21 protein-coding genes are annotated in these 24,726 nt (G+C 50.5%); 9 read left to right on the top strand and 12 right to left on the bottom strand.

Annotation, left to right across the window (positions count from 1 at the left end; genetic code table 11):
- Window positions 1-161: 161 nt before the first annotated feature.
- Window positions 162-578 carry a MerR family transcriptional regulator gene (locus G9U52_RS20060; protein WP_166152414.1) on the bottom strand — a complete coding sequence of 139 codons (417 nt, stop codon included), beginning with the start codon at window positions 576-578 and terminating at the stop codon, window positions 162-164.
- 93 nt (window positions 579-671) lie between these two features.
- Here G9U52_RS20060 and G9U52_RS20055 point away from each other — a divergent pair, with 93 nt between their 5' ends.
- Complete coding sequence (locus G9U52_RS20055; RefSeq protein ID WP_166152413.1) at window positions 672-1,502, top strand: SDR family oxidoreductase; 831 nt, start codon at window positions 672-674, stop codon at window positions 1,500-1,502.
- 63 nt (window positions 1,503-1,565) lie between these two features.
- Here the strand turns inward: G9U52_RS20055 and G9U52_RS20050 are convergent, their stop codons facing one another.
- The 5 genes from G9U52_RS20050 to G9U52_RS20030 form a co-directional block, all read right to left on the bottom strand.
- Complete coding sequence (locus tag G9U52_RS20050; RefSeq protein ID WP_166152412.1) at window positions 1,566-2,546, bottom strand: FecCD family ABC transporter permease; 981 nt, start codon at window positions 2,544-2,546, stop codon at window positions 1,566-1,568.
- Window positions 2,543-3,574 carry a FecCD family ABC transporter permease gene (locus G9U52_RS20045; RefSeq protein WP_166152411.1) on the bottom strand — a complete coding sequence of 344 codons (1,032 nt, stop codon included), beginning with the start codon at window positions 3,572-3,574 and terminating at the stop codon, window positions 2,543-2,545. The genes G9U52_RS20050 and G9U52_RS20045 overlap by 4 nt, the downstream gene beginning before the upstream one ends.
- A 3-nt stretch (window positions 3,575-3,577) precedes the next feature.
- On the bottom strand, window positions 3,578-4,603 hold the full coding sequence (locus tag G9U52_RS20040) for an ABC transporter substrate-binding protein (RefSeq protein ID WP_166152410.1): 1,026 nt from the start codon (window positions 4,601-4,603) through the stop codon (window positions 3,578-3,580).
- A gap of 92 nt (window positions 4,604-4,695) precedes the next feature.
- Window positions 4,696-5,523 carry a helix-turn-helix transcriptional regulator gene (locus G9U52_RS20035; RefSeq protein WP_166152409.1) on the bottom strand — a complete coding sequence of 276 codons (828 nt, stop codon included), beginning with the start codon at window positions 5,521-5,523 and terminating at the stop codon, window positions 4,696-4,698.
- Between the two features lie 15 nt (window positions 5,524-5,538).
- A complete protein-coding gene (locus G9U52_RS20030; protein ID WP_166152408.1) occupies window positions 5,539-6,570 on the bottom strand; it encodes a zinc-binding alcohol dehydrogenase family protein in 1,032 nt (343 codons plus the stop codon).
- 138 nt (window positions 6,571-6,708) lie between these two features.
- Between G9U52_RS20030 and G9U52_RS20025 the strand changes: the two genes are divergently transcribed.
- Both G9U52_RS20025 and G9U52_RS20020 read left to right on the top strand, forming a co-directional pair.
- The gene (locus G9U52_RS20025; protein WP_166152407.1) at window positions 6,709-8,310 is read left to right on the top strand and encodes a phospholipase D-like domain-containing protein; all 1,602 of its coding nucleotides are present in this window, start codon (window positions 6,709-6,711) and stop codon (window positions 8,308-8,310) included.
- A 58-nt stretch (window positions 8,311-8,368) separates the two neighbouring features.
- Window positions 8,369-9,424: a suppressor of fused domain protein gene (locus G9U52_RS20020; protein ID WP_166152406.1), complete on the top strand. Its 1,056-nt coding sequence runs from the start codon at window positions 8,369-8,371 to the stop codon at window positions 9,422-9,424.
- Between the two features lie 112 nt (window positions 9,425-9,536).
- On the opposite strand, the gene G9U52_RS20015 is transcribed toward G9U52_RS20020, so the two are convergent.
- From G9U52_RS20015 to G9U52_RS20005, 3 genes are all read right to left on the bottom strand, one after another.
- A complete protein-coding gene (locus G9U52_RS20015; protein ID WP_166152405.1) occupies window positions 9,537-10,451 on the bottom strand; it encodes an L-lactate dehydrogenase in 915 nt (304 codons plus the stop codon).
- Window positions 10,444-11,418 (bottom strand): TRM11 family SAM-dependent methyltransferase, encoded by a 975-nt coding sequence (locus tag G9U52_RS20010; RefSeq protein ID WP_166152575.1) that lies wholly within the window; start codon window positions 11,416-11,418, stop codon window positions 10,444-10,446. Before G9U52_RS20010 ends, G9U52_RS20015 begins: the two co-directional genes overlap by 8 nt.
- 64 nt (window positions 11,419-11,482) lie before the next feature.
- Window positions 11,483-12,526 carry an LLM class flavin-dependent oxidoreductase gene (locus tag G9U52_RS20005; protein ID WP_166152404.1) on the bottom strand — a complete coding sequence of 348 codons (1,044 nt, stop codon included), beginning with the start codon at window positions 12,524-12,526 and terminating at the stop codon, window positions 11,483-11,485.
- Window positions 12,527-12,797: 271 nt separating this feature from the next.
- On the opposite strand from G9U52_RS20005, the gene G9U52_RS20000 reads away from it, so the two are divergent.
- Window positions 12,798-14,240, top strand: coding sequence for a DEAD/DEAH box helicase (locus G9U52_RS20000; RefSeq protein WP_166152403.1), 1,443 nt, complete (start codon window positions 12,798-12,800; stop codon window positions 14,238-14,240).
- A gap of 159 nt (window positions 14,241-14,399) precedes the next feature.
- On the opposite strand, the gene G9U52_RS19995 is transcribed toward G9U52_RS20000, so the two are convergent.
- The gene (locus G9U52_RS19995) at window positions 14,400-15,746 is read right to left on the bottom strand and encodes a DUF455 family protein (protein WP_166152402.1); all 1,347 of its coding nucleotides are present in this window, start codon (window positions 15,744-15,746) and stop codon (window positions 14,400-14,402) included.
- A 127-nt stretch (window positions 15,747-15,873) separates the two neighbouring features.
- On the opposite strand from G9U52_RS19995, the gene G9U52_RS19990 reads away from it, so the two are divergent.
- Window positions 15,874-16,755: an AraC family transcriptional regulator gene (locus G9U52_RS19990; RefSeq protein WP_166152401.1), complete on the top strand. Its 882-nt coding sequence runs from the start codon at window positions 15,874-15,876 to the stop codon at window positions 16,753-16,755.
- Between the two features lie 12 nt (window positions 16,756-16,767).
- On the opposite strand, the gene G9U52_RS19985 is transcribed toward G9U52_RS19990, so the two are convergent.
- Window positions 16,768-18,369: a response regulator transcription factor gene (locus G9U52_RS19985; protein WP_166152400.1), complete on the bottom strand. Its 1,602-nt coding sequence runs from the start codon at window positions 18,367-18,369 to the stop codon at window positions 16,768-16,770.
- Complete coding sequence (locus G9U52_RS19980; protein ID WP_166152399.1) at window positions 18,362-20,149, bottom strand: sensor histidine kinase; 1,788 nt, start codon at window positions 20,147-20,149, stop codon at window positions 18,362-18,364. The genes G9U52_RS19985 and G9U52_RS19980 overlap by 8 nt, the downstream gene beginning before the upstream one ends.
- A 193-nt stretch (window positions 20,150-20,342) precedes the next feature.
- On the opposite strand from G9U52_RS19980, the gene G9U52_RS19975 reads away from it, so the two are divergent.
- The 4 genes from G9U52_RS19975 (at window position 20,343) to G9U52_RS19960 (ending at window position 24,549) form a co-directional block, all read left to right on the top strand.
- Window positions 20,343-21,734 carry an ABC transporter substrate-binding protein gene (locus G9U52_RS19975; RefSeq protein WP_166152398.1) on the top strand — a complete coding sequence of 464 codons (1,392 nt, stop codon included), beginning with the start codon at window positions 20,343-20,345 and terminating at the stop codon, window positions 21,732-21,734.
- A gap of 21 nt (window positions 21,735-21,755) precedes the next feature.
- Window positions 21,756-22,649, top strand: a complete 894-nt coding sequence (locus G9U52_RS19970) for a carbohydrate ABC transporter permease (protein WP_166152397.1) — start codon at window positions 21,756-21,758, stop codon at window positions 22,647-22,649.
- Between the two features lie 80 nt (window positions 22,650-22,729).
- Complete coding sequence (locus G9U52_RS19965) at window positions 22,730-23,563, top strand: carbohydrate ABC transporter permease (RefSeq protein WP_311764902.1); 834 nt, start codon at window positions 22,730-22,732, stop codon at window positions 23,561-23,563.
- 407 nt (window positions 23,564-23,970) lie between these two features.
- Window positions 23,971-24,549, top strand: coding sequence for a class I SAM-dependent methyltransferase (locus tag G9U52_RS19960; protein WP_207953087.1), 579 nt, complete (start codon window positions 23,971-23,973; stop codon window positions 24,547-24,549).
- The last annotated feature ends 177 nt before the right edge of the window (window positions 24,550-24,726 follow it).

Genomic DNA, 24,726 nt, shown 5'->3' with positions numbered 1-24,726 from the left:
AATAAAAGGCATATTATTTGAACTTAACATTATGAAGCACCTAGCTTCAGCCGGAAACGGTGCCTTTGTCCGGAAATATAAGAATCGTATATAGGTGAAACTTAATCTTTCTTATATTTTGAATAATACCTAAACGGCTCTCTGCAACATCATCCAGAGGATCAGTGTCCTGCATTGGAATGTTTAAACGCTGCTAACATGGCATCGGCTTTTTGCGGGTCATTCATCAATGCCGTCCTGTATGTCAACATCCAATTAAGCGTACCCAGTATCTGATCATATTCGTCTTTCTTCTGTTCGACTTCGCTTATTTTGTGCTGGATCCATTCGATCATTTGCTCATTCGTCCGCTTGCTCTCATTCACATCCTGCAAGACATCCTTCAGCTCGACCAGCGAACAGCCCATGCTCTGAAACTTTTTTATGAGCCGCAGCCGTTCAATAGCCTCGTCTGAATAATTGCGATAGTTGTTATCTTCTCTCCGGACATGCCGGCTGTCAAACAAACCTTCCTTTTCATAGAACCGAATGGTGTAGGCTGTGAAACCGGTCTTCTCCGCTAGTTCTTGAATTTTCATGCAGGTCTCTCCTTAACCAGCTTGCCTTAGAGTACACTCTATAGTTTACAATAGAATTGTTCAAGTAATCAATAGCTATGAGGAGGCATTACTATGCGTGTTTTTGTAACAGGAGCAACCGGCTACATTGGATCTGCCGTTGTCCGCGAACTGATTGAGGCCGGTCATACGGTCGTCGGGCTTGCCCGCTCAGACAATAGTGCCACGGCATTGAAAGAGGCTGGAGCCGAGGTGCACCACGGAGACATTGATGACCTCGACAGCCTGCACAGCGGAGCCGCTGCTGCGGACGGCGTCATTCATTTGGCATTTAAGCACGACTTCTCGGACTTCGCCGGCTCGCTCCAAACCGATCTGCGCGCCGTTGAGACATTGGGAGCAGCGCTTCTTGGCTCGGGCAAGCCATTCGTGACCACCGCCCACTTCAACGGGACGGCATCGGACAACTTGGTACTCGCGTTGGCTGAACGCGGAGTCCGGACATCGATCGTGGAGCTTTGTCCATCCGTTCATGGTGAGGGCGACAAAGCCTTCGTGCCGATGCTGATCGGCATAGCCAAGACGAAAGGCGTCTCGGCCTATGTGGGAGACGGGTCCAACCGCTGGCCTGCCGTGCATCGGCTCGATGCCGCGCACCTCTACCGCCTCGCGTTGGAAAAGGCCCCTTCCGGTTCACGGCTGAACGGAGTCGGAGAAGAAGGCGTGCCCTTTCGCGACATTGCGGGCGTCATCGGCAAGCACCTGAACCTGCCCGTAGTCAGCATTCCACACGAAGAGGCAGATGCGCACTTCAGCTTTCTCGGTGCCCTCGCGGGGCTTGATCTTCCTCGGTCGAGCGCGCAGACGCAGGAGCTCTTGGGCTGGCGGCCTATGCACACTGCACTGATCCCGGACCTTGAACAGGGTCACTACTTCAACCATTGATAGAAACGCTCCCGAGTGCCTCCGGTTAGGCCGGGGGCTTTTTCTTATATTAATAATTTATTATCACCATTTTCGCTGCCGCTCCTTGCGCAGCAGATAGATGAAATAGGGCGCGCCAATCACGGCCGTCATGATGCCTACCGGCACCTCGCGCGGGATAATGATGATGCGCCCGAGGCAGTCACCGAGCAGCATTAGGTCGGCGCCGAGCAGTGCGGCGAGCGGCAGCAGCCATTGGTGCCGGGCACCTACAAGGCTGCGCGCCATATGCGGAGCGATCAGCCCGATGAAGCCGATCGCGCCGACCGCGGAGACGGATATGCCGGCGAGGCCAACCGCGAGCAGCAGCAGCCAAAAGCGCTGGCGCACGATGTTCAGGCCAAGCGACGCCGTCGTGTCATCACCGAGCTGAAAAATATTCAGCTTGGCGTAGTTCCACCACACGATCGGCAGCAAGACCGTGATCCAGGGCAGCAGGGACCATACGGTTTCCCAGCGTTTGCTCCACAGGCTTCCCGCCAGCCAGAGTAAAGCCATATTAATATCGGTCGGATGCCTCACGATCAAATATTGCGTCCCGGCCTGGAAGACGGCGCCCAAGGCGATGCCTATGAGGGCAAGGGACGCAGGGGATAGCGTCAGCCTGCGGCTTAATGCCAATAAAATGGCAAAGGCCAGAAAGGCGCCCGCCAAGGCTGCTAAAGGCAGTATATAGGCAGGCGATTTGGGAAAAAGAAATATAACCGCAGATGCGCTAAGCCCTGCACCTTTGGTAATACCGATCACATCAGGGCTCGCCAGCGGATTGCGCATAATGCTTTGCAGAATGACACCGCCCACAGCAAGCCCGAAGCCGGCTAAGATGCCAACCAGCACCCGTGGCAAGCGCACTTCATAAATAATAAACAAAAACTTGTTGTTTTCATGCAGCAGGCTCGCCCAGACATCCTGGAAGGAAACGGGTACGGCTCCCAGTCGAAGGGACATTAGCGAAAGGAATATCATGAAAAGGAACGCAACGACAAGGTACAACCACTTTTTCATCGTTTGCCAGTACCTCCTTGTTTGCGTGCCAAATAGATGAAGAACGGGGCGCCAATCGCGGCGGTGACGATCCCTACTGGCGAATCGTAGGGGAACGCGATGAACCGTCCCAGCAAGTCGGCATAAACAAGCAGGTTGCCTCCGAGCAGCCCCGTTAAAGGCACGAGCACGTTAAGGTTAGTTCCCACCAAGGCACGGGCAATATGGGGCACAATCAGGCAGATGAAGCCGATCGGGCCGCATAAGGCAACAGCGGAGCCAGCGAGCACAATGACGAGCAGCATGCTGATAGCCCGTACAACCGTTACACGCTGGCCGAGCCCTGCGGCGATCTCATCGTCCATCACCAAGAGGCGGAACGAAGGCAGCATAAAGCCGAAGACAAGCAGCCCGCCTGCAAAGAAGGGGAGGAGCATACGCACCTCTGTCCAAGCGGCTTGGCTAACCGAGCCCACGAGCCAAAACATCATGCTTTCCGTCGTATGCTGGTTCAGGATAATTAACCCTTCGGTTAACGAGGAGAGCAGGAAATGGATCGTAATGCCCGCCAAGGCCAAGCGGACATATTGCTTGGGACCTGTGCCAGCGAGCGAGCCGACCAGCAAGGCGCCCAAGGCTGCCCCGATCATAGCGAGCCAGACCGAGTTGGCCAGGGAAACATTTTTGATCACCACCAAGCCAAATACAACAGCTAGTGCCGCTCCGGCATTAATCCCAAATACATGTGGGGAAGCGAGTGGGTTTTTTGTGGTAAGCTGGGTCAGCAGCCCCGCCAGTGCCAGCTGGATCCCGACCAAGCAGGCGGTTATGGTGCGTGGAAGCCGCAAGGTTTGGATATATAGATGCTCTTTATCGTGGCCCTGGTAGGTCAGAGCTTCCCATAATGTTCCCCATGGAACATAAGCTTGCCCCCATTTTACGCTACCGAGCATACCGACCATTAAGCCCAAAAAAGACGTGCAAAAAAGGAAGAGCAGAAACCCTGTTCGGTTCTGCTTTTCCAAGTTTTTCTTTCCCATGCTACTCATACGCTAAGCTCCTAGGTTTTTGGCAACGTCCTCGGCAATTTTCTCCGCCCCAAGCAATCCGCGGGAAAGCGACCAGTCGCGGCGCTCAACCATTATTACTTTCTTATTGGCAGCAGCGTCGATTTTTTGCCACAACGGATTGGTTTCCCATTGATTTACGATCGTTTCTTTCTCTGTAGGCATCAGGAACAGCACTTGCGGATTGGCTTCGACCAATTGCTCTAGTGTCAGCTGCGGGTTAGCCGCCGTGTTCTTCACCGGATTGCTAAATCCGATCAAGGTCAGGAACGAACCACTGAAGGAATGGTCGGAATGCGCGTAAAATCCTTTGGGATTAACTACGGCTGGAAGCACGCGCAGGTCTGTGTGGGTCAGCTTCTTTTTCACGGCATCGATCTTGGATTGGTGCTCGGCCAGACGCTTCTTGCCTTCCTCTTCCTTGCCAAGCGCTTTCGCTATAATCGCATAGTTTTTAAGCATCTGAGCATAATCGGCTTGAGAATCATCAAGCACAAGAAGCGGGGCAATGGCTTTTAATTGCGGCAGCGCGTTTTTGTGCTTGTTCAGGTCCGCGATAATCAGGTCCGGCTGCAACGAGCTGATCAATTCAATGTTCGGCTCATAACGGGAGCCGACGGAGGTGTAATTTTTCAATTGGCTTTTCACGGCATCCATGAACAAGTCAGGGCTGGAATCGTCAGCGACCCCGATAGGCTGGGTGCCCAGGGTGATAAGCGCATCGGTAAAGCTGAAATCCATCGTTACAATTTTTAGCGGCTTCTTGGCTAGCTCTACGGTTCCCATCGCATCCTGGACGGTAATTTTGCCGTCTTGGGTAGCGGCAGCTGCCGGCGTAGTTGGTGTAGCAGCTGGTGCTGCTGTTGGTGCAGGCGTTGCGGCTGGAGCTTGGCTGGCTTGTGGTGCTGCCCCGGATTGGTTATTAGTCGATGTCCCGCATGCGGCAAGGCTTATTGCGACAAATAGGCTCATCCATGCAAGGCTAATCGGGCGTTTTTTCCAAAGATTCATCTGTAATCCTCCTGGTAATGATTATTATTCTCATTCGGATTATAGCTGATTCCACTCTAAAGAAACATATCCAATATTAAGAATGGACATGTCTAATCTTTAGAAGTTGGCTGGTCGTTGTTAACGGATAATGCTTGCTGGAACGTGGAGGGGGAGCAGCCTGTCCATTTTTTGAACACCTTACTGAAATGGAAATAGTCGATATATCCGACCTTCTGGGCAATTTCTTTGGCGAGCAGGTTTGTTTGCTGGAACATCTGCTTGGCTTTTTCAATTCGCAGCTCGTGCAAATAATGGGTCATGGTTTTGCCGGTATGCCTTTTGAACAGCACCGTGTAATGCCCTTCGCTTACACCTGCACGCCTGGCGAGCATAGGTAAGGTCAGCTTCAGCATGTAATGCTCGTTGATGTAGGAGAGCGTTTCCTCCAAGGAGTCAGCAGTCGATTTCATATCCTCCCGAATCCGCGACTCGTACAAATAAATAAACAGGATGCGTTCTAGCATCATCCGTTTTCTGAACTGCTGTGCCGCCGCTTCTTCTATAGAATGGGTATGGATCTCCTGGGTGGTGCGCAGCAGCTCATCAATCATGTAATGGATTTTGATTTCGCTTAGTGTGCTGAGGGGGCCTGTCAATGTCCAAGGGCTAGTTTCCGGAAGCATCCGGTAGGTGATGACCGCATATTCGACCTCTTTCGTCTTGGGCACCTCGATAAGGTAGGCACCCTGCTCAGGGTGGCAAGCAAAGCTCTGCGAACAGACGGCAGGCTCCTGGCCTGGGGTCGATATAAGCAGATGGCCGCGCCTCACGACGACCAGCCGGTGGATTCCTGGAGAAGCCTCCATGCGGCAGCTTGTCGCATAGAGGCTGATAAGGTCAACGGTAGGTGTAAGCTCAATAAGCTGTTGGAAGTGCATGGTGGAAGAACCTCTCTATGATGGATTATGCTCGATTACAATTTTTCCAATCGTGCTGCCAGACTCCACCCGCTTATGGGCTTCGCGCAAATTCAGCGCATTCATAGGCCGGAGCCTTGTAGTAAGCGTGGTCCGCAGCTCTCCAGCATCGATTCGCGCCGCAAGCTGGTTCAGGATGTCGTGCTGCTCAGTCATATCCGGCGTTCCGTAAATCGGCCGAGTGAACATAAGCTCCCATACGAAGGTGACGCTTTTGCTCTGCAGAAGCTTAAGGTCTACGGGTGCGTTAGTTTCGACGATCGAGCATATTTTGCCCTGAGGGGCAATCGCTTCCGCCATCTGTGCCCAATGCTGGTCGGTTGCGTTCAGGCAAAAAATATAATCCACAGCCGTAAACCCAATCGCCTTCAGCTGGGGCAGGAACGGCTCATAATGGTTAATGGTATAGGAGGCACCATGCTGTAGCGCCCATTCAATGGAATCGGGCTTGGACGCTGTTCCGATCACGGATAGCCCCGCTGCTTGGGCGATTTGCGTGGCAATCGAGCCTACGCCGCCAGCCGCGCCAATAATCAGGATGGTTGTGCCTTCATTGTCGGCGGGGCTTTGCGAGAGGCCCAGCCGGACGAACAATGCTTCCCAAGCGGTTAACGCGGTAAGCGGCAGTGCAGCGGCTTCAGCATAATCAAGTGATTGTGGCTTGCTCCCGACAATGCGTTCATCGACCAGATGAAATTCACTATTGCAGCCTGGACGGGTAATGCTGCCTGCATAGTACACTTCATCTCCCGGTTTAAACAGCGTGCAGTCGCTGCCGACGGCTTCAACAACGCCTGCGACATCCCAGCCCAGTATACGGGGGGCTGCTTCGGTGCGATCCTTGGGTGCGCGCACCTTGACGTCAACGGGATTGATGGAAATCGCTTTGACAAGTACAAGCAGGTCATGCCCTTGGGGTGTTGGCTTCTCTATTTCGATATCGATTAAGCTCTCCGGGTGCTCGATGGGCAAGTAACGGGTTAGACCGACAGCTTTCATAGTGGGCATGGGCTTCAATCCCTTCCTTTTGCTTGAGAATTTTATTGCTATTTTGTTTAATATAAACTACCGCGATACGAAAAGCGAACGAAATACCCTGTTGTGTATATCAAAGCATAAATACCATCCAGAAAGGACCGGTTGATTATGAAGACTGCTCACATAGAGATGGAAGCATGGAGTGGTACGTTACAGCAAGGCATGCTAAGCTTTATTAATTATTACTTATCCCATGGGCCGTTGGATAAGGTAGTTGCCGAAGCCAAGGCGGCTGTGGCACTTGCCGATGAGGTTATCCTGCACAGAGCGGCAGAGCGGTACCGCCAGGAGCTAGGCGGTATCCTTACTTCCACCGAGCAATTGCTGGAGCTCCCAGGGATGAGCAAGGAGGTGCTGGAGCAATTGGCGCATTTGGTCAGCAAGTTGGACCTTGCCAAGCTGCATGCGCTCGTGCCGCAAACGACGTGGAACAACCGGGTCGATGCCTATTTGAATGGACCAGACTGCCTGCAGTTGATGCTGGAGGAGATTCATAATGCCAAGCATTATATCCATTTGTCCGTCATGCTATTTTATAATGACGATGCAGGCAATCGGATTGCTGGGGCCATGCTGGATGCGCTCCGCCGGGGCGTTACCGTCAGGATCATGGTGGACTACGGGATTACAGCCGTTGGTTATGATAAGAGCCTTAAGGTTGGAGATTTCACCAGTATTGCCGAGCAGTTGAAGCAGGCAGGCGGCATGCTGATTGATACCTTCCATGCGTGCTATCCAAAGGGCGAATGGTCTATAAAAAGGGCAGAGCTAGCCGAGCAGGGCGTGCCGGAGAGCAGCCTGTTCCTCCAGGATTACGTACAAGAGCAGATGATGACAGGGACGAACATGATTAACCATCGGAAGTTTATGGTCATTGACGGTATCACTGCGGTGCTGGGCAGCCTTAATATCGGCGACCAATATTTGTTCGAGACGCCCATCCAAACCTCGGGGCATGAGCAGGTAGATGGGCGGAAGCTGGGCGTGCCAAGCAAGGTCGAGCAATGGCATGATGGCTGCTGCCGTATTCAAGGGGCGGCGATCCAGTCGCTGAACCAAACTTTTGCTTTCCAGTGGACTGTGCATGGGGGCGATGTGTATGACCCTTGTGACTCCTTCTATTATCCTGAGATGGACAGGAATTTGGGCGAGGAGCAATGCACGTTATTTACGAGCTTTCCCGGCAACCCGGTGAACCTGATCCAGCAATATTATTTGTCCTTGATCACTTATGTGAGTGATGAAACGATTATTGTAAACCCGTATTTGATTGACCAAGCTTTCTGGGACCGGCTGAAAAGCCTTGGTGAGGAGCAAGCCCGGCATCTTACCCTATGCAACCCGCTGCTTGTCAATGACCATCCGACCAACCAAACCGCTGTACGCAGCCAGATGTATGAGCCTTTTTTGAAAGGCGTTTCCTTTTATGATTACAGCCAAACGGAAAGGTTTTCCCATTGGAAAATCACATATGACCATCGCTCAGACTGCGTGTTCCATGGCTCGTATAATATTAATGAGCGGAGCGCCTGCCATGATTTTGAAATCGGGGTACTGGTAAAGAGCAAGCCTTTTGCAAACAAAGTGAAAAAGATGATCGATTACGACCTCAGCATGTCCCGGCTGCTCACGGAGAGTCAGGAGTTTTATCAATATCCGGCGCTTCACCCCAGCACTTATCTGGACAAATGGACTAAATTTATTACATGAAAAAATTACACCTGCCTCAAAAATTCCCTGCACATGCAGCATTTGAAGGAGAACCTTTATGACAGAACAAACCGAAGCGCCTGGTTGGGACGCTATTGACCAAGCATTTAGCGGCATCTATGGAAAGACGGAGCCCAAGCATTATGGAACCCTGATTCCTTACCAGCTTGGAGGTCCAGACCCGTTGGACGGAATTAGCGCTTATCCCCGCAGCGAGCCTGTGCCGCATTGGCATTTTGTTACATACGGATTCAGCGAGCTATATAAAAAAGAGGGCACTAACCCCGATTATAGCGGCTACGGCTTTGAACTGACGTTCCGGCTGCAACGGGATAGCTCGGAGGAGGAGCCACCCGCCTGGGCGATGAATATGCTGCAAAATATCGCGCGCTACGTTTTTAAAAGCGGCAACTATTTTCAAACTGGCCATTACTTGGATATGAGCGGCCCGATTGCACTGGAGAGTGATACTTTGCTGCGAGCCATTGCTTTTATCGACGACCCTGAGCTGCAGCCAATCCAAACGCCTAACGGCGAGGTCGTTTTTTTGCAGGTTATGGGCATTACCGTTGATGAGATGGAAGCTATCCAGGCCTGGAATTGCATCGGGCTGCTGAAGGCGGCGGCTCCTTACCTGCCGTTGTTCGTAACCGATTTGTCACGCTCCTCTATCATGGGGCACGCGGAGGTCGCAGCGGCATGGCAGGCGGGCAAGCAGCGTGATGGCTCCAGCACGGGCAGCTTATTCGTGGAAAATTTCCAGTGGGGAGCGGAGGAGCAGGGAGGCACGACCTCCTATACCATTTCCCTAGGTGCCAGACAGGCGCCGGTGGTGGGCGGGGTTGTGAACGGCCGTATCCGGATGGGCAAGCAGCTGCTTTTATTTGGCCAAGGGATAAGCGTAACCTTCCGTCCAGATGGAAAGCCCCACGCCGGGCTGGAGGAAGAGCAGCTTGTCCTCCAGCTGGATGAGCCTACTGCCTTGGAGCTTGCGGATAAGCTGTTTCCTAAAGAAGGCAGCTTCACGCTGAGTACGCTACCCGATGTTCGTTTCCAAATCACGAAGTCGGATATTCGGGATCAAGATGGGAATATCGTGGAGACGATTGGCTGAAGCTTGGCAGGAATCTACTACCTAGTAACAGGAGTGAAAAAAGACGAGTACAGCCACCGCCTACGGGTGGTCTGTACTCGTCTTTTGCTTGCCTCTCTGCTAGATTACGACCTTACATACTAATCGACGTAATCAATTCTTTTAGCTTATTCGCCGAACGATGGAGCAGCTCCCGCTCATGCTCGGAGATATCCAGGTTAAGTACCTCCCGCACCCCTTGGGCATCCACAATGCAAGGCACGCCCATGTATACATCCGAAACACCATGATAGTTTTGCAGCATCGTGGATACATTCAAGACTGAGCCCTCATCACGAAGAATCGCTGTACAGATGCGGTCGAGCGCCAAGGCGATGGCATAATACGTCGCTCCCTTGGCATTGATGATCTGATAGGCCGCGTCTCGGGTATTCGTGAAGATTTCTTCCTTATCCTCATCGCTGATGTCAATTGGTGTTCCCGCAACATTAGCAAGGCTCCAGAGCGGCAGCTCGGAATCTCCATGCTCGCCGATAATATGGGCATGCACACTGCGTGAGTCGATATGCAGCCGCTCCCCAATCAAATAACGGAAGCGGGCGCTATCAAGTAAGGTGCCAGAGCCAATAATGCGGTTCACGGGCCACTGGCTTTTTTTCCAGGAAAAATAGCTCATGATATCTACCGGATTGGACGCAATCAGCAAAATGCCATCCGTATTATATTTCATGACCTCATCCATAACACCTTCGAAAATCGAAATATTCCGCTTAAGCAAATCGGTACGGGATTCCCCAGGCTTCTGGGCGGTTCCAGCGGTGATGATGATAATATTGGCGCCGCGGCAATCCTCATATGTGCCTGCCCATACCTTGGTTTTGCCAAGGAAAGGAAGACCGTGGTTCATATCAATGGCATCGCCAATCGCTTTATTCTCATTAGCGTCGATCAGCACCAATTCATCCGTTCTTTCTCTTAGCAATAAGGTATAAGCGGTCGTTGATCCTACCGCGCCGACTCCGATAACTACGATTTTCGTTTTACTCAATGGACTCACACTCCCTTGTACAAACGATAATATGCCGGACGAACTGTCTTTTTTTAGCGACACCACGGTCTACAATATGAAGCCCTGCGCTCGCGATCATTTCATCAATGGCTTCAATCGAGATCACAACCACTTTACCCGCGATACGTCGTGCCTGCTCCAGGATCGATAGCTGCTCTTCGGGTGTAGTAGTCGAAAATAAATTGTAAGGCATGTCCACAATCGCTACATCGTAGTGCTCGGAGACATTGGCAATAGCGCCTAGCGTTACCTCACATTCGAATCCGAAATGGGCAATATTCTCACGTGCACCGCGGGTAATGAACGGGTTAATATCGCGCCCCACAATGTCGATGCCCATGGAGAGCGCCTCGACCAGTACCGTCCCAATCCCGCAGCAAGGGTCGATCGCCCGGATTCCTTCAGGATGGGGAACGGCAATATTGGCCGCGGCCCGGGCTACCCGTGTGCTGAGGGCGATGGAATAATTACGCGGTTTTTTCATATGGTGCAGCCACACGGCCGCATTTTTGAGGTACGGGCCAAAATACCAGCGACCGCCAAGCGTAATGAGACCAAACGTATGGTCGGGATGGTGCACATCCGACTCCCCTTCGATATGCAGGCCCATCTCGCGCTCAATGGCACGGCGGTCCTCGAACTCGACCTTTTCGGACGCATCCAGGTCATTCAATTTGACAAAAATGACTTTAAACGTCGAATCGGGAAACTGCAATTGCTCCACCTGCTCATAAATATGCGTCAGGCTGTCCCCCTCGTATAGCACCTCAACCCGCTCTTTTATAAAAGGACTGCGGCTAGGATCTATCGATAGGGTGCTTTTTAACAGGTTATTGTGGGCCTCTGCTTGGAAAAAGGCACGTGTTTCCAGCTCACACAAGGAGAGCTCGTCCTCACGGCAGGCAAAGGTATATATAAATGCCGGTATCCGGCTAAGTTGATCCAAGCTTGTCCCATCCCTTGTTTTACCTAATTTACGTTTATTTGGCTCTTTGGCTGTCATTAAGCCGTTAATTGGAAGCTCCGTCTTTAACCACCTCAGCCAAATATTGATACGACCGCAGGCGCGCTTCGTGGTCGTAGACCTGCGCAGTAACAATCAGCTCGTCGGCTCCCGTTTCGTCCAGAAAATATTGCAGCTTTTTCAGCACGGTTTCTTTGCTTCCGGTGACTGTATAGCTTAATTGCTTGCGGATATGTGCTTCCTCCTGCGCGTTCCACAATGCATCCATGCTCTCAACCGGAGGGTTAAGCGGGCCTGTACGTCCGCGGATCAGGTTGAGAAACTGCTGCTGCTGCGAGGTGGACAGCTTGAGGGCTTCTTCATCGGTATCGGCAACAATGACGTTAAGCCCGATCATCGCGTAGGGCTCATCCAGCGCCTCGGAGGGCTGGAAGTTGCGGCGGTATAGGTCAAGGGCAGGCAGCAAATAATCCGGGGCAAAATGGCTCGCGAACGCGAAGGGCAGACCGAGATGGCCAGCCAGCTGCGCACTGAAGCCGCTGGAGCCAAGCAGCCAGATCGGGATGGTGAGCCCCTCGCCAGGGACAGCGCGTACGCCCACCGGGCGAGCTTCGGAAGCGCCGCTTAGGTAGCCGCGGAGCTCGCTCAAGAGCTCGGGGAAGTCGCTGCCGTCGCTGCTAAGCCCGCGGCGCAAGGCACGCATCGCCGGCTGGTCGGAGCCCGGCGCCCGGCCGAGGCCAAGGTCGATGCGGCCAGGATACAGCGATTCCAGCGTGCCGAACTGCTCGGCGATCATTAAGGGCGCATGGTTGGGCAGCATGATGCCGCCTGAGCCAACGCGGATGGTGTGGGTGCCAGCGGCAATATAGCCGATCACCACAGAGGTGGCGGAGCTGGCGATGCCTGGCATATTATGATGCTCGGCGAGCCAGTAGCGATGGTAGCCCCATTGCTCGGCATGTTGGGCGAGATCGAGCGAATTGCGGAATGAATCGGCTGCCGTGCCGCCGACAATGATGGGGGCAAGATCCAGAATAGAAACTTTGATATCTTGCACTTTTTTTGGTGAAGTTGTATGTTTATCTGTCATCTGTTCATCATCCTCCTAAAATAGGTAAAGATATAATAAGCGATATACGTTATTATAGCAAAGAAGCAGTTAACCGTGGAAATCCAACCATGCAGGCTTTTGTAGACAGTGAACTTGATGCTCGTCCGTCCCGTTGATGATAAACAACGGATTTAAAGATCTTTTCTTTCAACCTAAACGTGCGGTGAATAACTAGCGAGGTGGCTGGGGTGTTCTCCAGCCACGAAGCGGCACTTATTCACTGCACCCACAATCCAAAGGAGCACATTCGATGAAAACAAGCTTTAAAGACTATGCACTAAGTGAAGATATTATCCGGGCGTTAGACAGCCTAGGCTATGAGCAGCCAACAGACGTCCAGATGGAAGTGATCCCACTCGCGCTTGCGCGAAAAGACCTTGCCGTCAAGGCACAAACAGGCAGCGGCAAAACAGCTGCTTTCGGTATTCCCATCTGCGAGCTGGTGCAATGGGAGGAGAATAGCCCTCAAGCTTTAATTTTAACGCCAACGCGGGAGCTTGCCGACCAAGTTAAGCATGATATTACGAATATTGGCCGGTTCAAACGGATTAAGGCGACCGCTTTGTATGGCAAGCAGCCTTTTGCCAAGCAGCAAGCTGAATTAAACCAGAAATGCCATGTGGTCGTGGGCACGCCGGGACGGGTTATGGACCATTTGAAAAGAGGGACGCTGGATCTGGAGCGCTTGGAATATTTGGTCATCGACGAAGCCGATGAGATGCTGCGGATGGGCTTTATCGACCAGGTTGAAGCGATTATTAACGAGCTGCCAACGGATCGGATGACGCTGTTATTTTCCGCTACTTTACCTAAGGATGTAGAAAAGCTCTGCCACCGCTATATGAAAAGCCCGGTTGATATCGAGATTAAAGCGGCGGTAAGCACAACCGACCAAATCGAGCATTCGCTGTTTATCGTGAAGGAAGACCAGAAGTTCAGGCTGCTGCAAAACGTAATTATCGTAGAAAATCCAGACAGCTGTATGATCTTTTGCCGTACGCAGGAGCATGTGGACCAGGTTTGTGAGCAACTGGAGAAAGCCCATTATACCTGCGAGAAGATCCACGGGGGCATGATGCAGGATGACCGCTTCAAGGTGATGAACGCCTTCAAAAGAGGCGAGTTCCGGTATTTGGTGGCGACCGATGTAGCGGCGCGGGGCATTGACGTGGATAGCATTACCCATGTGATCAATTACGATCTTCCAATGGAAAAAGCAAGCTATGTGCACCGGACGGGAAGAACAGGGCGCGCGGGCAAAACCGGCAAAGCAATCAGCTTGGTTACGCCGCATGAGGATCGGTTCCTGGCCGAAATTCAAGGCTATATCGGTTTTGAAATCCCGAGAAGGGAAGCTCCAAGCTATGAGGAGGTTGAGGAGGCAAGAGCCGCTTTTGACACCAAAATGCAGACACAGCCCGAGGCCAAAAAAGACAAAAATGAAGAGCTCAATAAAGAAATATTAAAGCTGTACTTCAATGGCGGCAAGAAAAAGAAGATCAGGGCGGTCGATTTTGTCGGAACGATTGCCAAGATCGAAGGGGTTACTGTCGAGGATATCGGTATTATTACGATTCAGGATAATGTGTCTTATGTCGATATTTTGAATGGAAAAGGGCCACTTGTGCTTAGAACCATGCGGGATACCACCATCAAAGGCAAGCTGTTAAAGGTGCATGAAGCGTTTAAATAAAGGATGATATGAATATTGGCTGTTTTTCAAGCGCAAAAAAAATAGACTTTAACTCCATGTGGAGTGAAGTCTATTTTTTGCAGATTTTGTAGAGCCACGTCATGGTGTCGCAATACCCAGATCGCTCGGTGGTCGGGAAGAAATACCCTGATGAAGGGATTAATAGTTGCTGTATTCCAGTGTACTGGTGTGGAAGCCGCAGAATGCTGGGAAGTTTTTGGCCAGCTTATCGATCTCATCCGGTTGTATCGTCTGGAGCTCCTCCAGACGTCGTCTGCGCGCCCTCTCTGCCATGACCCGCGGTGTAATCATATCGCCAAGCTGCTGATAAAGCTCCGGTCCCCATTTGGTACCGAAATCCACGTGAGCCCGCTCATCAACAATATCAAATTCGGTTTGAATGGCTGACAGCGCATCGCCAAATTTCCAGAATGCTTCTACCGCTTTGCGCTTTTTGGCAAACGAGCACGCCTCTGCTACCATCGTCAACCAAGCATACATATCGGCATAACGCGCCTCGTTGTCTTCGCTAAGCGTCGAAGTCCGCAGCCATTTGAAATCGGTGGTCTGGTAGCCGAATTGCTGTAGACGGCGCATACCCATCTCGCTATGACGGAATTCATCCCACATATGGCGGGCGAAGTCGTAATAGAACGCCAGCGGCATATTTTGTATGGAATAATACAAATAAGTCATGGTTTCTGCCGGAGAGATTTCGGTGGCATTAATATAAACCATCTGGCGTACAGAATGAAATAGCGGGGACATCCCGTCATCCGAGTAGGCTTGTGCCGCTCCGCCATGAGCCGTAAGCGGAGGGAAGCGCTCTTCGTCCATAGCAGGCACAGCAGGGATCGGCCCTACAGGCACAGCGCTTGGTACTGCAGGTAATAAAGGCTGTGTCCCGGGCTCTGCATTGCTTAACGTGCTCCACAGCTTGGCTGCATAATCCGTCCACTCGCTAATCATCTGCCCTGCCTGCTCTTCCAGGCTTGCAAAACGCAGCTGCTCCTCCAGCCATGAGGTGATATCCAGGCGATCCATGAGCACGAGGCGAAGCTGGTCCACACTTGGGGCATCAAGAACTGGATCGGCCTTTGTCACAAATTCATCGTAACGTGCAAGCAGATTACGGTAGAACAAGTAATAACCAGCCAGAAACGCAGCTGTTGAAGGCGCTGCCGCTAACCGTTCATAAACCTCCCTGATCAGTGCGGGGGATTTCTGCTCGCCTAGGCCTCCAGGCAGCTCGTCCATCCGCTTTTGCAGGTTTTCAACATGGCGGATATGCAGGTAGGTGAGCCTTCCCAATTTCAGCTTCACTTCGTAGGCTACACTCGCTGTCACCCATCCGGCTGCCATGCGGGACAGCTCGAATTCATGCCATAAAAGCGGTTTCAATATTCTCGCCGAATCCGTCGGACGCAGAAACCGCGAGCCCTTCACTTCTTTCCCCGCTTCAGTCCGATCGATATCCACAATACCTTTTGTATGATGATCACTCATTTCAATTCCTCCTTCGTAGTGTTACCTTTAATTTATCAGATTCCCGCAGCCATTTGTCACACCCCATTGCTGGAAAATAACACAATGTTGCGATTCGTGTTACAATGGCTGTAAAGGGAGGTGACATATGAATCGCATCGAGTTATTTGACTTAAATACATATCCATTTTCATCTGTCATCCGCAGAACCTCGGAGCTGTGTGATTCGTTCAAAGAGACCTTCCACGCCCATCAAGGAATGGAATTACAATTTATTCATGAGGGCAAGGGCCGTCTGCTGATTGACCAACGATCCTTGGATATCCGTTCCGGCACACTGTGTTTGTTCCAGCCCTTTCAATTGCATCGGCTGCAGCCGGAAATTAATGAGTACAATCGTTATGTGCGTAGCTTTGTGCTGTTCGAGCCTACAGTTTTTGAGCCCTACCTGCAGAGCCTTCCTCTGCTGCATTCTTTCTACAAGCAGCTATGCCACGGCTCACTCCAAGCACCTATCCTGCATCCAATAGGGGAAGAGCACGAATTCGTTAAGACTCTGCTTGCTTTTGGTGAAGCTAGGATTGAAGCTGGAGCAGAGCAGCACCGCGAGGATGCGGCCACCTTCCTAATTTCGCTGCTCCGCCAGCTCCGAGCTTTATTATCCGACCCCAAGCGGTTGCCCTTGGTCAGCCCAAGACCCGCTCATCGTGCAGAGCAAATGATGCAGTGGATCGAGCAGCATTATACCGAAGCGTTTCGTCTGGCAGCCTTGGCCGAGGAGCTGCACATGTCCCCGTATTATGTGTCCCACATCTTTCAGGAGACGACTGGTTCCAGCCTGTCAGAATATTTGAAAGCGCGCCGCATACGTCAGGCCTGTGTGCTTCTAACGTCCAGTGAGCAGTCTGTAACAGAAATCGGCGAGTCGGTGGGCCTTGGAAACACCTCTTACTTTTGCCGGACATTCAAGGATGCTAAAGGCCAGACCCCTCACCAATATCGTCTGCAATGGAAAAAGAGCAACGTTTAAGGCAGCTGATGCTCACTTGTAAAAGTCCTTAAATTCACTTGGCGTCATCCCTGTATGCTTTTTGAACAATTCGCGAAAATATTTTTGATCCTCATACCCAAGCTTCTCCGAAACCGTCTGAACGGTGGAGCCGGATACGAGCAGCTCTTGAGCCGTTTTGATGCGCTCCGTTGTAACAAATTGCACGAACGTCATTCCCGTTATTTTCTTAAACAGGCTTGCGAAATGGGAAGGGCTTAGATGTACGTGCCGGGCACAATCCTGAACCGTCATATTCAAATGCAAGTGTTCTCTGATAAAAGTCTCAGCCAGCTGAACCACGTCCTGCGCATCGCTTGTTCTCCTTGATTTAAAGCACAACGCAATCTCGCTGCCTAAGCCCAATAAAATCTGTTGCCAGTCCTTTAGCGTATGCGTGGGTTCGAACAGCGAATGCAGCTTGTCCTCAATAGGCGCAAACGCAGCTTCGGATAGTTTTGGCTTGACAGCGTAAGCCATCTTTCTAGCTAGCTCCCAGTAGGTGTTGGCCATATAGTCCGGTGTGGGGCGAACCTCTTCGTCCTGTATTTGGTCGAATACATCGGCTAGCACGGCATGTACCTTATCGGAATTACCGGATACGAGGCTTAAGATCACCTTTTGCTCCAAATCGGAAGCGTAAACAGGAATGTACGGACTGATTTTGAAATCCCCGAACCGGATCACGCTGTTGCCCTCCGTATAAAAATGACAGGCGAGCGCCGTTTGAGCCTGCCGATAGGATTGCGGCAGCCCAGCTAAACCTGCCGTCTCCAAACCCAGACCGATCGAAATCGTTTGTTTCGTGTAAGAGACCGTGTTGTGACAGCAGGCTTCGGCAATTTCAATCGCGTCCTGGTCCTTATCCATGCGGAACAGACAGACAAATTTCCCGATGTTATCCCGGAAGGTAACATGGGGAGCCCAGCGGGAAACGGTTTCTTCCAGTACATTTTGTACGGCGAACAGGATAAGCTCCGCTTCACCCGGTGGCAGCGGCTCAACCTTCTTCGTGAAATCATCAATCTCAACGACCATCAGAACCAGGCGGGATGGCTCAAACCCGATTTCGAGGAACGACCATCGTTGGCAAGCCAGCGATTCGTTCGCTTTGTAACGGATCAACATCTTCAAATACTCCTGCCGCAGTAAAGGCAGGCTTTCCCGCATTTTTTCCTCCAGCTCCTGCAGTCTCTTCCGTTGCTCCAGCTCCTTTTCGCGCTCCTCTTTTGCTCGCAGAACAACTTCGACCAGCTGACTGGGCCGGAACGGCTTCGTCAAATACTCAAATACACCAAGGCGTACGGCCTGACGCGCATATTCAAAATCGTTGTATCCGCTTAACACAATGACCTTCGTATTGGAAAGCTCGCCTGTCGTTTGCTCGACCATGCTCAAGCCATCCATAACAGGCATCCGTATGTCCGTTATGATGAGCTGCGGACGCGTCTGGAGGATCAACTTCAGCCCATCCTCCCCGTTCGTAGCGGTTCCGACAACCCGAATCCCGTACTGCTCCCATGGTATTTGAGAAGCAATTCCATCCACTATGGTTTTGATATCATCGATCACGCATAGCGTCATGGGTTCATTCATGAGCTTTCCCCCATTCCAATTCCTGATGATTAGACGGAATCGAAAGAACCACCTTGGTCAGAACGCCCGGTGTGCTTTCGATCCTGAAGCCAGCCTTCACGCCGTAATAAAGCTGCAGTCTTTCATAAATATTGCGCAGCGCATAGGAAGTGGGCTCTTTGGCCGGAGCTTTGATCTGCTCCATTAATTGCTCTGCATCCATGCCACTGCCGTTATCTTCAACGATGAAGAAAACTTCATCCGAAGCGGAGTACACCGAAATTCGGATATGCCCGCCTGATTTGCGGTCTTGAAAGCCATGCTGGATCGTATTCTCCACAAGAGGCTGGAGCAGCAGCTTCAGCAAGCCCATCGTCCGCAGTCCCTCTTCCACTTCGATCTCATATTCGAACCAATCCTCATAGCACCGTTTTAAAATATTCATATATTCAGTCACGTGGGTAACTTCCTTCTCTACGGTCGTCATATCCTGCCCATGATTCAAGCCGAGCTGGAACAACTGGGATAAGGAAAAGGTCATCTCCTTCACATCGTCGTACTGGGCAAGCTCTGCCTTCCAATAAATCGTATACAAAGTATTGTATAAAAAATGGGGATTAATCTGCGCTTGTAGCGCTTTCATCTCTGCGACCCGCTTGCTCTGATCGGCTTGCTTCATATCAACAATCAACTGCTCAATCTCCTCCAGCATCCGGTTGAAGCGGTTCCCGACAAGGGCGAATTCATCCTGCCTTGCGGTCGTGAAACGGACAGTAAGATCACTTGCTTCGACCTTCTTCATGAGCTGAACCAGATGCGCGAGAGGCCGCAGTAGGTAGGAGGTTAACATTCTTGAAAAGAATAAGGCCAGCAGCCCGCAACCGCCGATAACCGCCGCAGTCGCCCATTGAATGGCAACCACCTGTCCGTACAAATCACGTGTAGACCGTACCCCCGCCAGTATCCAATCGTCCGTAAGACGCAGCCTCTGTACATCAATCAAATAATCATTGTGAGCATAGCTATAAGCAAAATGAGGCTCCGATTCGGAAGAAATCTGTCCGAGAAAATCAGAATCCTTCAAGAACGGCTTGGCAAAGGGTAAGGACGTGGTGAGCACATTGGTGCCGTTACCCGTCATTAAATACAGATCGTTTGCAGGCTCTCCCCATTCGTCAGCCAAAGCTTCCATGAGCATATTCACATTGATGTTCACGATGATATAAACACCTTTCATTCGCGTATGATCATCGATAAGAGGCTCCATGACCAAGGAAATGACACTTCGTTTCCCGCTAAAAAAAAGGTCGGTGTGCTCCGGTATCCAGATGTTATGCTTCTTCTCCTCGATCACACGATGCATATCACTATGGACAAATAAATATTCACGCAGCCGGTTTTCCGTTGTAGGATAGAAGTCACCCATTGGAGTTGTAATGAAGAGCGATTCAATGGAGGGCTCACTGACCTTTATTTGCATAAACCAGCCCTGCAGATCGGCAAAGTGTCCGTAATAGGAATCCGAATTATTCAGACGGATGTCCTTCATCGTGTTGGTGAATGAATCATTGAGCATACCGGACATCACCGTAACCGTTATTTTCCTTAATCGTTCATCAAGCAGCAGGGCTGACTTACGAATCGAGCTCTTGTTTAAATCCGTGACATTCTTCTCCAATACATTCGCTGCAATGATATGGGATAAGGTGCCCGAAGAGGAAACAGCGATCAGAATGAGAAACAAGTATGAAAGCCATATGCGGTTTTTGAATGACATCTGTGGGAATAATAAAGGCTTCATATGCCTCCTCCTCTTCGCTTTTCAGTATGCTAGTATTGTAACTTTAATGTCTCAAGGGGGTAAAGCGTTTTCATGAACATCGTCGTTTTGTCCCCGCTTAATCGTTGAATACTCCCCTAACAGGCAAGCCTTATTCGATATACAATCATGATGAGCGTACAGCAATGCATCCGAAATACAAGGAGGATTTACCATGATTAACAAACGTTCCACTACGTTGTCATTATGTTTGGCGTTATTGATCGTATCGGCCGCCTGCAGCAATTCCACTAATCCAGCTTCAACAGGTAAGCAAGAAGCCAATGGTACAACCAAAGCCATTCCAAAAGTCAAATTGAAATATTGGACCCCTGACCGTGGATTCTCCGAGCAAATCCGTGAAGAAGTGGATCGGTTTAACAAAACAAATACCGATAATATCGAAGTTGAGCTGACAATTATGGCGGAAAATTATCCCCAGTCGGTTGATATTGCTTTTTCCAGCAACCAGGCACCGGATATTATCCGGGTGAACAACGTCACGTTCATGCCTTTCCTCAAGAAAGGCTATTTGGACCCGCTGGATACCTACATTCCTGCAGAAATGAAAAAGAAATTTGAAACCGTATTATCTGAGGAAATTAACACGAAGGACGGTAAAATTTATTCGCTTCCGAACTACGGTTATACCCACCGCTTAGTGTATAACAAGGATTTGTTCGAGAAAGCGGGTATCAAGAACCCTCCACAAACGTTAGATGAGCTGGTGGCCACTGCCAAAAAGCTTACCGAGGCGGGCAACGGAGCTTCATTCGGTTTCTCCGCCAATTTGAAAAGCTCGCTGAATGCGATTGAGCGTTCCCCCCGTGCAATCGCTGAGCTGAGCGGTTACCCTGGTTACGGTTATGATTTCAAAACAGGCAAATACGATTTCAGCGGATACCAAGCGATTATTGAAGCATTCCGACAAATGAAAAAAGACGGAAGCTTCTTCCCAGGCTCGGAATCTCTAGATATTGATCCACTACGTGCCCAATTCGCGGAAGGAAAAATCGGGATGTATATTTCCATCTCAGCAGAACCGAACGTGTACAAGCAGCAGTTTCCGGCGAAGATCAAGTGGGGAGCCGCTCTGCCTCCGACCATCGATGGCAATATTCGCGGTGCGATCGGTCTGACCCAAGCAGGTGCTTGGCTATCGCTTAGCAGCAAATCGGAGCATAAAGCAGAGGCCTGGAAATTCCTGCAGTATCTTTACGGTGATGAGGTCCTTAATTCTTACTACGAGAAGGGCTTGGGAACGTCACTTGTGCCATTCGTACTGTCTAACGCAAAAAAACCTCAATTAGAGGGTGTTGAAGGCTTCCTGCCTACCAAATACGATACGCTGCAGCCTGCTTCACCGACGATTACTGTGGATGGAATGAACTACGGTGACGCCTTTCTTCGATATATTCTCGACGGCGGGGATTTGGCTAAAACAATTGCTGATTTGAATCAACGATACAATCAATCTTTGGATAAAGCCCGTCAGTCAGGTGATGTCAAGCTGGCCGCGGATCCTAGCTTCGATCCTGCCAAACTGCAAGGAAAGCTTGTTAAATAGAAGGCGGAAGGAGCCCGGCTGATGAACAAATTACGGTATTATACCGAAACCTATTCGTTTGTATTGCCGAGCCTGATCATCACGCTTATTTTCGCTGTTTATCCTATTTTTTGGGCCATGCGATATATGGTATATGATTACCCAGGCTATGGGAAAGAGGTATTCGTGGGGCTTGGCAACTTCGCGAAGCTACTGAAAGACGAAATTTATTGGCAATCGGTAGCCAACACGTTTATTTACACCCTTGGCAAGCTGATCGTTACGATTCCAGCTTCCTTGATTCTCGCTGTCATATTGAATCAAAAAATGCGCGGAAGGCAATTTCTAAGAGCCGTATACTTCATGCCTACGGTTATCAGCACAGCTGTCATTTCCATCGTTTTTTTTCTTATTTTCAATTCGTATAACGGTATTCTGAATCAGTTCCTTCTGCGTCTGGGTATCATTAAAACTAATATCGATTGGCTTGGCAGTGATTATGCCATGATTACGCTCATTATCGTCGCCATTTGGGGGGCTCTAGGCAACTATATGCTGCTGTTTATTGCAGGATTGCAGAGCATTCCCAATGATGTATACGAAAGCGCTGCAATAGATGGAGCGAACTCCGCGCAGAAGCTCTGGTACATTACCATCCCCATGCTTGGGCCTGTATTACAGATGATCGTGATGCTCGCTATTCTCGTATCGCTGAAAGGCTATGAGAGCATCATGCTAATTACGGAGGGCGGCCCCGCAGGCCGCACTGAGGTTATGTACTTGTACGTGTACAAGTTATTTTTTCCGGTCTCCACCGGATCTGCTGCTGTCCAGCAGATCGGATATGGCAGCGCCGTCGGCTTCACATCTGCACTGCTCGTTGGTATTGTCACACTTATTTACTTTCAACTATCGCGCCGCTTGAATCAGACCTAGAGAAAGGAGGAGAGCTATTGCAAACCGTTCACCGCCAGCTTGCCGACAAAAACGAAGCAACCGAATCCGTCACACGCCGTATCGCCAAGCAGCTACCCGCCAAGATCATCATCTGGTCATTTCTTCTCTTCGTGCTCGTTTTCACGTTATTTCCAGTGCTTATCTCTGTACTCGGATCATTAAAGACGAATGCCGAAGTAACTGCAGGAGGGACATTTTTTCCGCAGGAATGGAAATTTTCCAACTATCTGGAGGCATGGAGGCAGGCGGACTTCGCCCGTTTTTCATGGAACAGCCTGTTCATTAGCACGATGACGACGGTTATTGCCCTTCTCATTTCTTCAATGGCCGGATATGCCATTAACCGCAGAGAATTTCCGGGCAAGCGGTTTTATATGATCGTTCAGGCTTCAACGATGTTTATTTCCATCGGTGCCGTCGTTCTCAGACCGCAATTCGAGCTAATCGTAGCCATGAATCTAAATGCCAGCCTGTGGGGAATTATCCTCATTCTTCTGGGCTCGCATGCTGCTGTATTTTTTATGCTCATTGGATTTTACGGCTCTATTCCGCGTGAACTGGATGAAGCAGCGACCATTGACGGCTGCAGCTTTTACGGGGTTTTCTTCCGGATTATCTTACCCTTGCTTCGTCCCGGATTGGCTGTCGGTGCCTTATTCCAGTTCCGTAATGCATGGAACGAGTACATCATACCGCTTGTCTTTACTATGACCAATCCCAAGATGCAGACCTTAACTGTAGGTCTCGCTAATCTTCGATACGGCTATAACGCGGCAACACAAACCCATTTAATGATGGCCGGAGCCTGTATATCGCTGCTTCCGATTCTGATCGTCTATGTCTTTGCCAACCGCTCCTTTATGCAAGTCACCGCTGGCTCTGTAAAGGGCTAACACTAAAAGTCTGGTGAATAAGCAAGCGAAGGCGAAACGGACTCTTTCTAGCCACTACAGCTACTTTGAATAATTTATATAACCTCAAATGCTCAAATGAACATAAAGCCTTGTCGCGGTAATTCATACCGCGACAAGGCTTTTACCCTTAAGTAATGACTAATAAAAGTTAGTCAAGTTGACTATATGGATGGACTACACACTATAGTTTCTAATAGGTTAATCTCTAAAGAGATGATAACATGAAGGTGTTGAGGGGGAGGTTGCAGTATAGATCCGCTGCCCCAACCGTGAAATCGACATTTTTTGTAGGATGCTAGATGACCAAAGCTCGACGTTAAACGACGGGCACAGGCGACCGCACGGGCAGGGGAGTTGCGTTTATTGGAGAGGAAGGGGGGAGAAACTTGGCAGGCATCGTCTATCAGGCTGGATCGGTAGCCTTAATAGTAGCCGTGCTCTTGGCCTTGCTGTCTATTGTGTATACCAGCTGGAGAAACGGTATTTCCCCGATGCCTTCATCGTTTCATGTGCGGCGAACCGTGGTCGCAGAGATCAAGAGGTTCTCAGGAAACGGCACGATCGTAGAAGGGGGCTCAGGTTGGGGAACCCTCGCGCTGGATGTGGCCAAGCATTGCCCTCGATGGCGGATTATCGGACTCGAGAATTCGATTATTCCGCTGGGGGTATCCCGGCTTGCAAGCCGCTGGGCTTCTCGTGGAAGGGCAGCACCGGACAATGTTGCGTTTATCAAGGAAGATCTATATAAGTATCCCTACGATCAGGCTGACATGGTAGTCTGCTACTTATATCCCGGCGCAATGAAACGGTTGAGCGGCATCTTTGGGGAACGCTTGGTACCGGGAACCCCAATTATTAGCGTTTGTTTTGCCCTACCCGGATGGCAGCCCGAACGCGTGATTACGTGCAGGGACTTATACCGGACGAAGGTGTACGTGTACGTCCACAAGCAGCAGGTTCCTTAGCTATGTATAGCGAATCTACTATATTAAAATATGAAGCAGGAAAAAGAGAGCTCTTACTTTGATAGTGGCTGTGGTGACGAAACGGATCCACACTATCAAAATAAGGGTTCTTCAGTGATTCTTTTACAAGTGCGGCCTGGATGATGAGTGGAGGCGATCCGCCTAGAATACGCAGTG

It is taken from the genome of Paenibacillus agricola (assembly GCF_011440305.1).
Classification (GTDB): Bacteria; Bacillota; Bacilli; order Paenibacillales; family NBRC-103111; genus Paenibacillus_S; species Paenibacillus_S agricola.
Note: the sequence above shows the minus strand (reverse complement) of the source record. Positions and strands in the feature narration are given on the sequence as shown.

Coding starts and splice junctions, on each gene's coding strand:
- G9U52_RS19975 (WP_166152398.1), top strand. CDS start 20,343: ATGATTAACAAACGTTCCACTACGTTGTCATTATGTTTGGCGTTATTG.
- G9U52_RS20030 (WP_166152408.1), bottom strand. CDS start 6,570: ATGCCCACTATGAAAGCTGTCGGTCTAACCCGTTACTTGCCCATCGAG.
- G9U52_RS19985 (WP_166152400.1), bottom strand. CDS start 18,369: ATGAATGAACCCATGACGCTATGCGTGATCGATGATATCAAAACCATA.
- G9U52_RS20025 (WP_166152407.1), top strand. CDS start 6,709: ATGAAGACTGCTCACATAGAGATGGAAGCATGGAGTGGTACGTTACAG.
- G9U52_RS19990 (WP_166152401.1), top strand. CDS start 15,874: ATGAATCGCATCGAGTTATTTGACTTAAATACATATCCATTTTCATCT.
- G9U52_RS20060 (WP_166152414.1), bottom strand. CDS start 578: ATGAAAATTCAAGAACTAGCGGAGAAGACCGGTTTCACAGCCTACACC.
- G9U52_RS20045 (WP_166152411.1), bottom strand. CDS start 3,574: ATGAGTAGCATGGGAAAGAAAAACTTGGAAAAGCAGAACCGAACAGGG.
- G9U52_RS20020 (WP_166152406.1), top strand. CDS start 8,369: ATGACAGAACAAACCGAAGCGCCTGGTTGGGACGCTATTGACCAAGCA.
- G9U52_RS19980 (WP_166152399.1), bottom strand. CDS start 20,149: ATGAAGCCTTTATTATTCCCACAGATGTCATTCAAAAACCGCATATGG.
- G9U52_RS20005 (WP_166152404.1), bottom strand. CDS start 12,526: ATGACAGATAAACATACAACTTCACCAAAAAAAGTGCAAGATATCAAA.
- G9U52_RS19970 (WP_166152397.1), top strand. CDS start 21,756: ATGAACAAATTACGGTATTATACCGAAACCTATTCGTTTGTATTGCCG.
- G9U52_RS20055 (WP_166152413.1), top strand. CDS start 672: ATGCGTGTTTTTGTAACAGGAGCAACCGGCTACATTGGATCTGCCGTT.
- G9U52_RS19995 (WP_166152402.1), bottom strand. CDS start 15,746: ATGAGTGATCATCATACAAAAGGTATTGTGGATATCGATCGGACTGAA.
- G9U52_RS20000 (WP_166152403.1), top strand. CDS start 12,798: ATGAAAACAAGCTTTAAAGACTATGCACTAAGTGAAGATATTATCCGG.
- G9U52_RS20040 (WP_166152410.1), bottom strand. CDS start 4,603: ATGAATCTTTGGAAAAAACGCCCGATTAGCCTTGCATGGATGAGCCTA.
- G9U52_RS20050 (WP_166152412.1), bottom strand. CDS start 2,546: ATGAAAAAGTGGTTGTACCTTGTCGTTGCGTTCCTTTTCATGATATTC.
- G9U52_RS20035 (WP_166152409.1), bottom strand. CDS start 5,523: ATGCACTTCCAACAGCTTATTGAGCTTACACCTACCGTTGACCTTATC.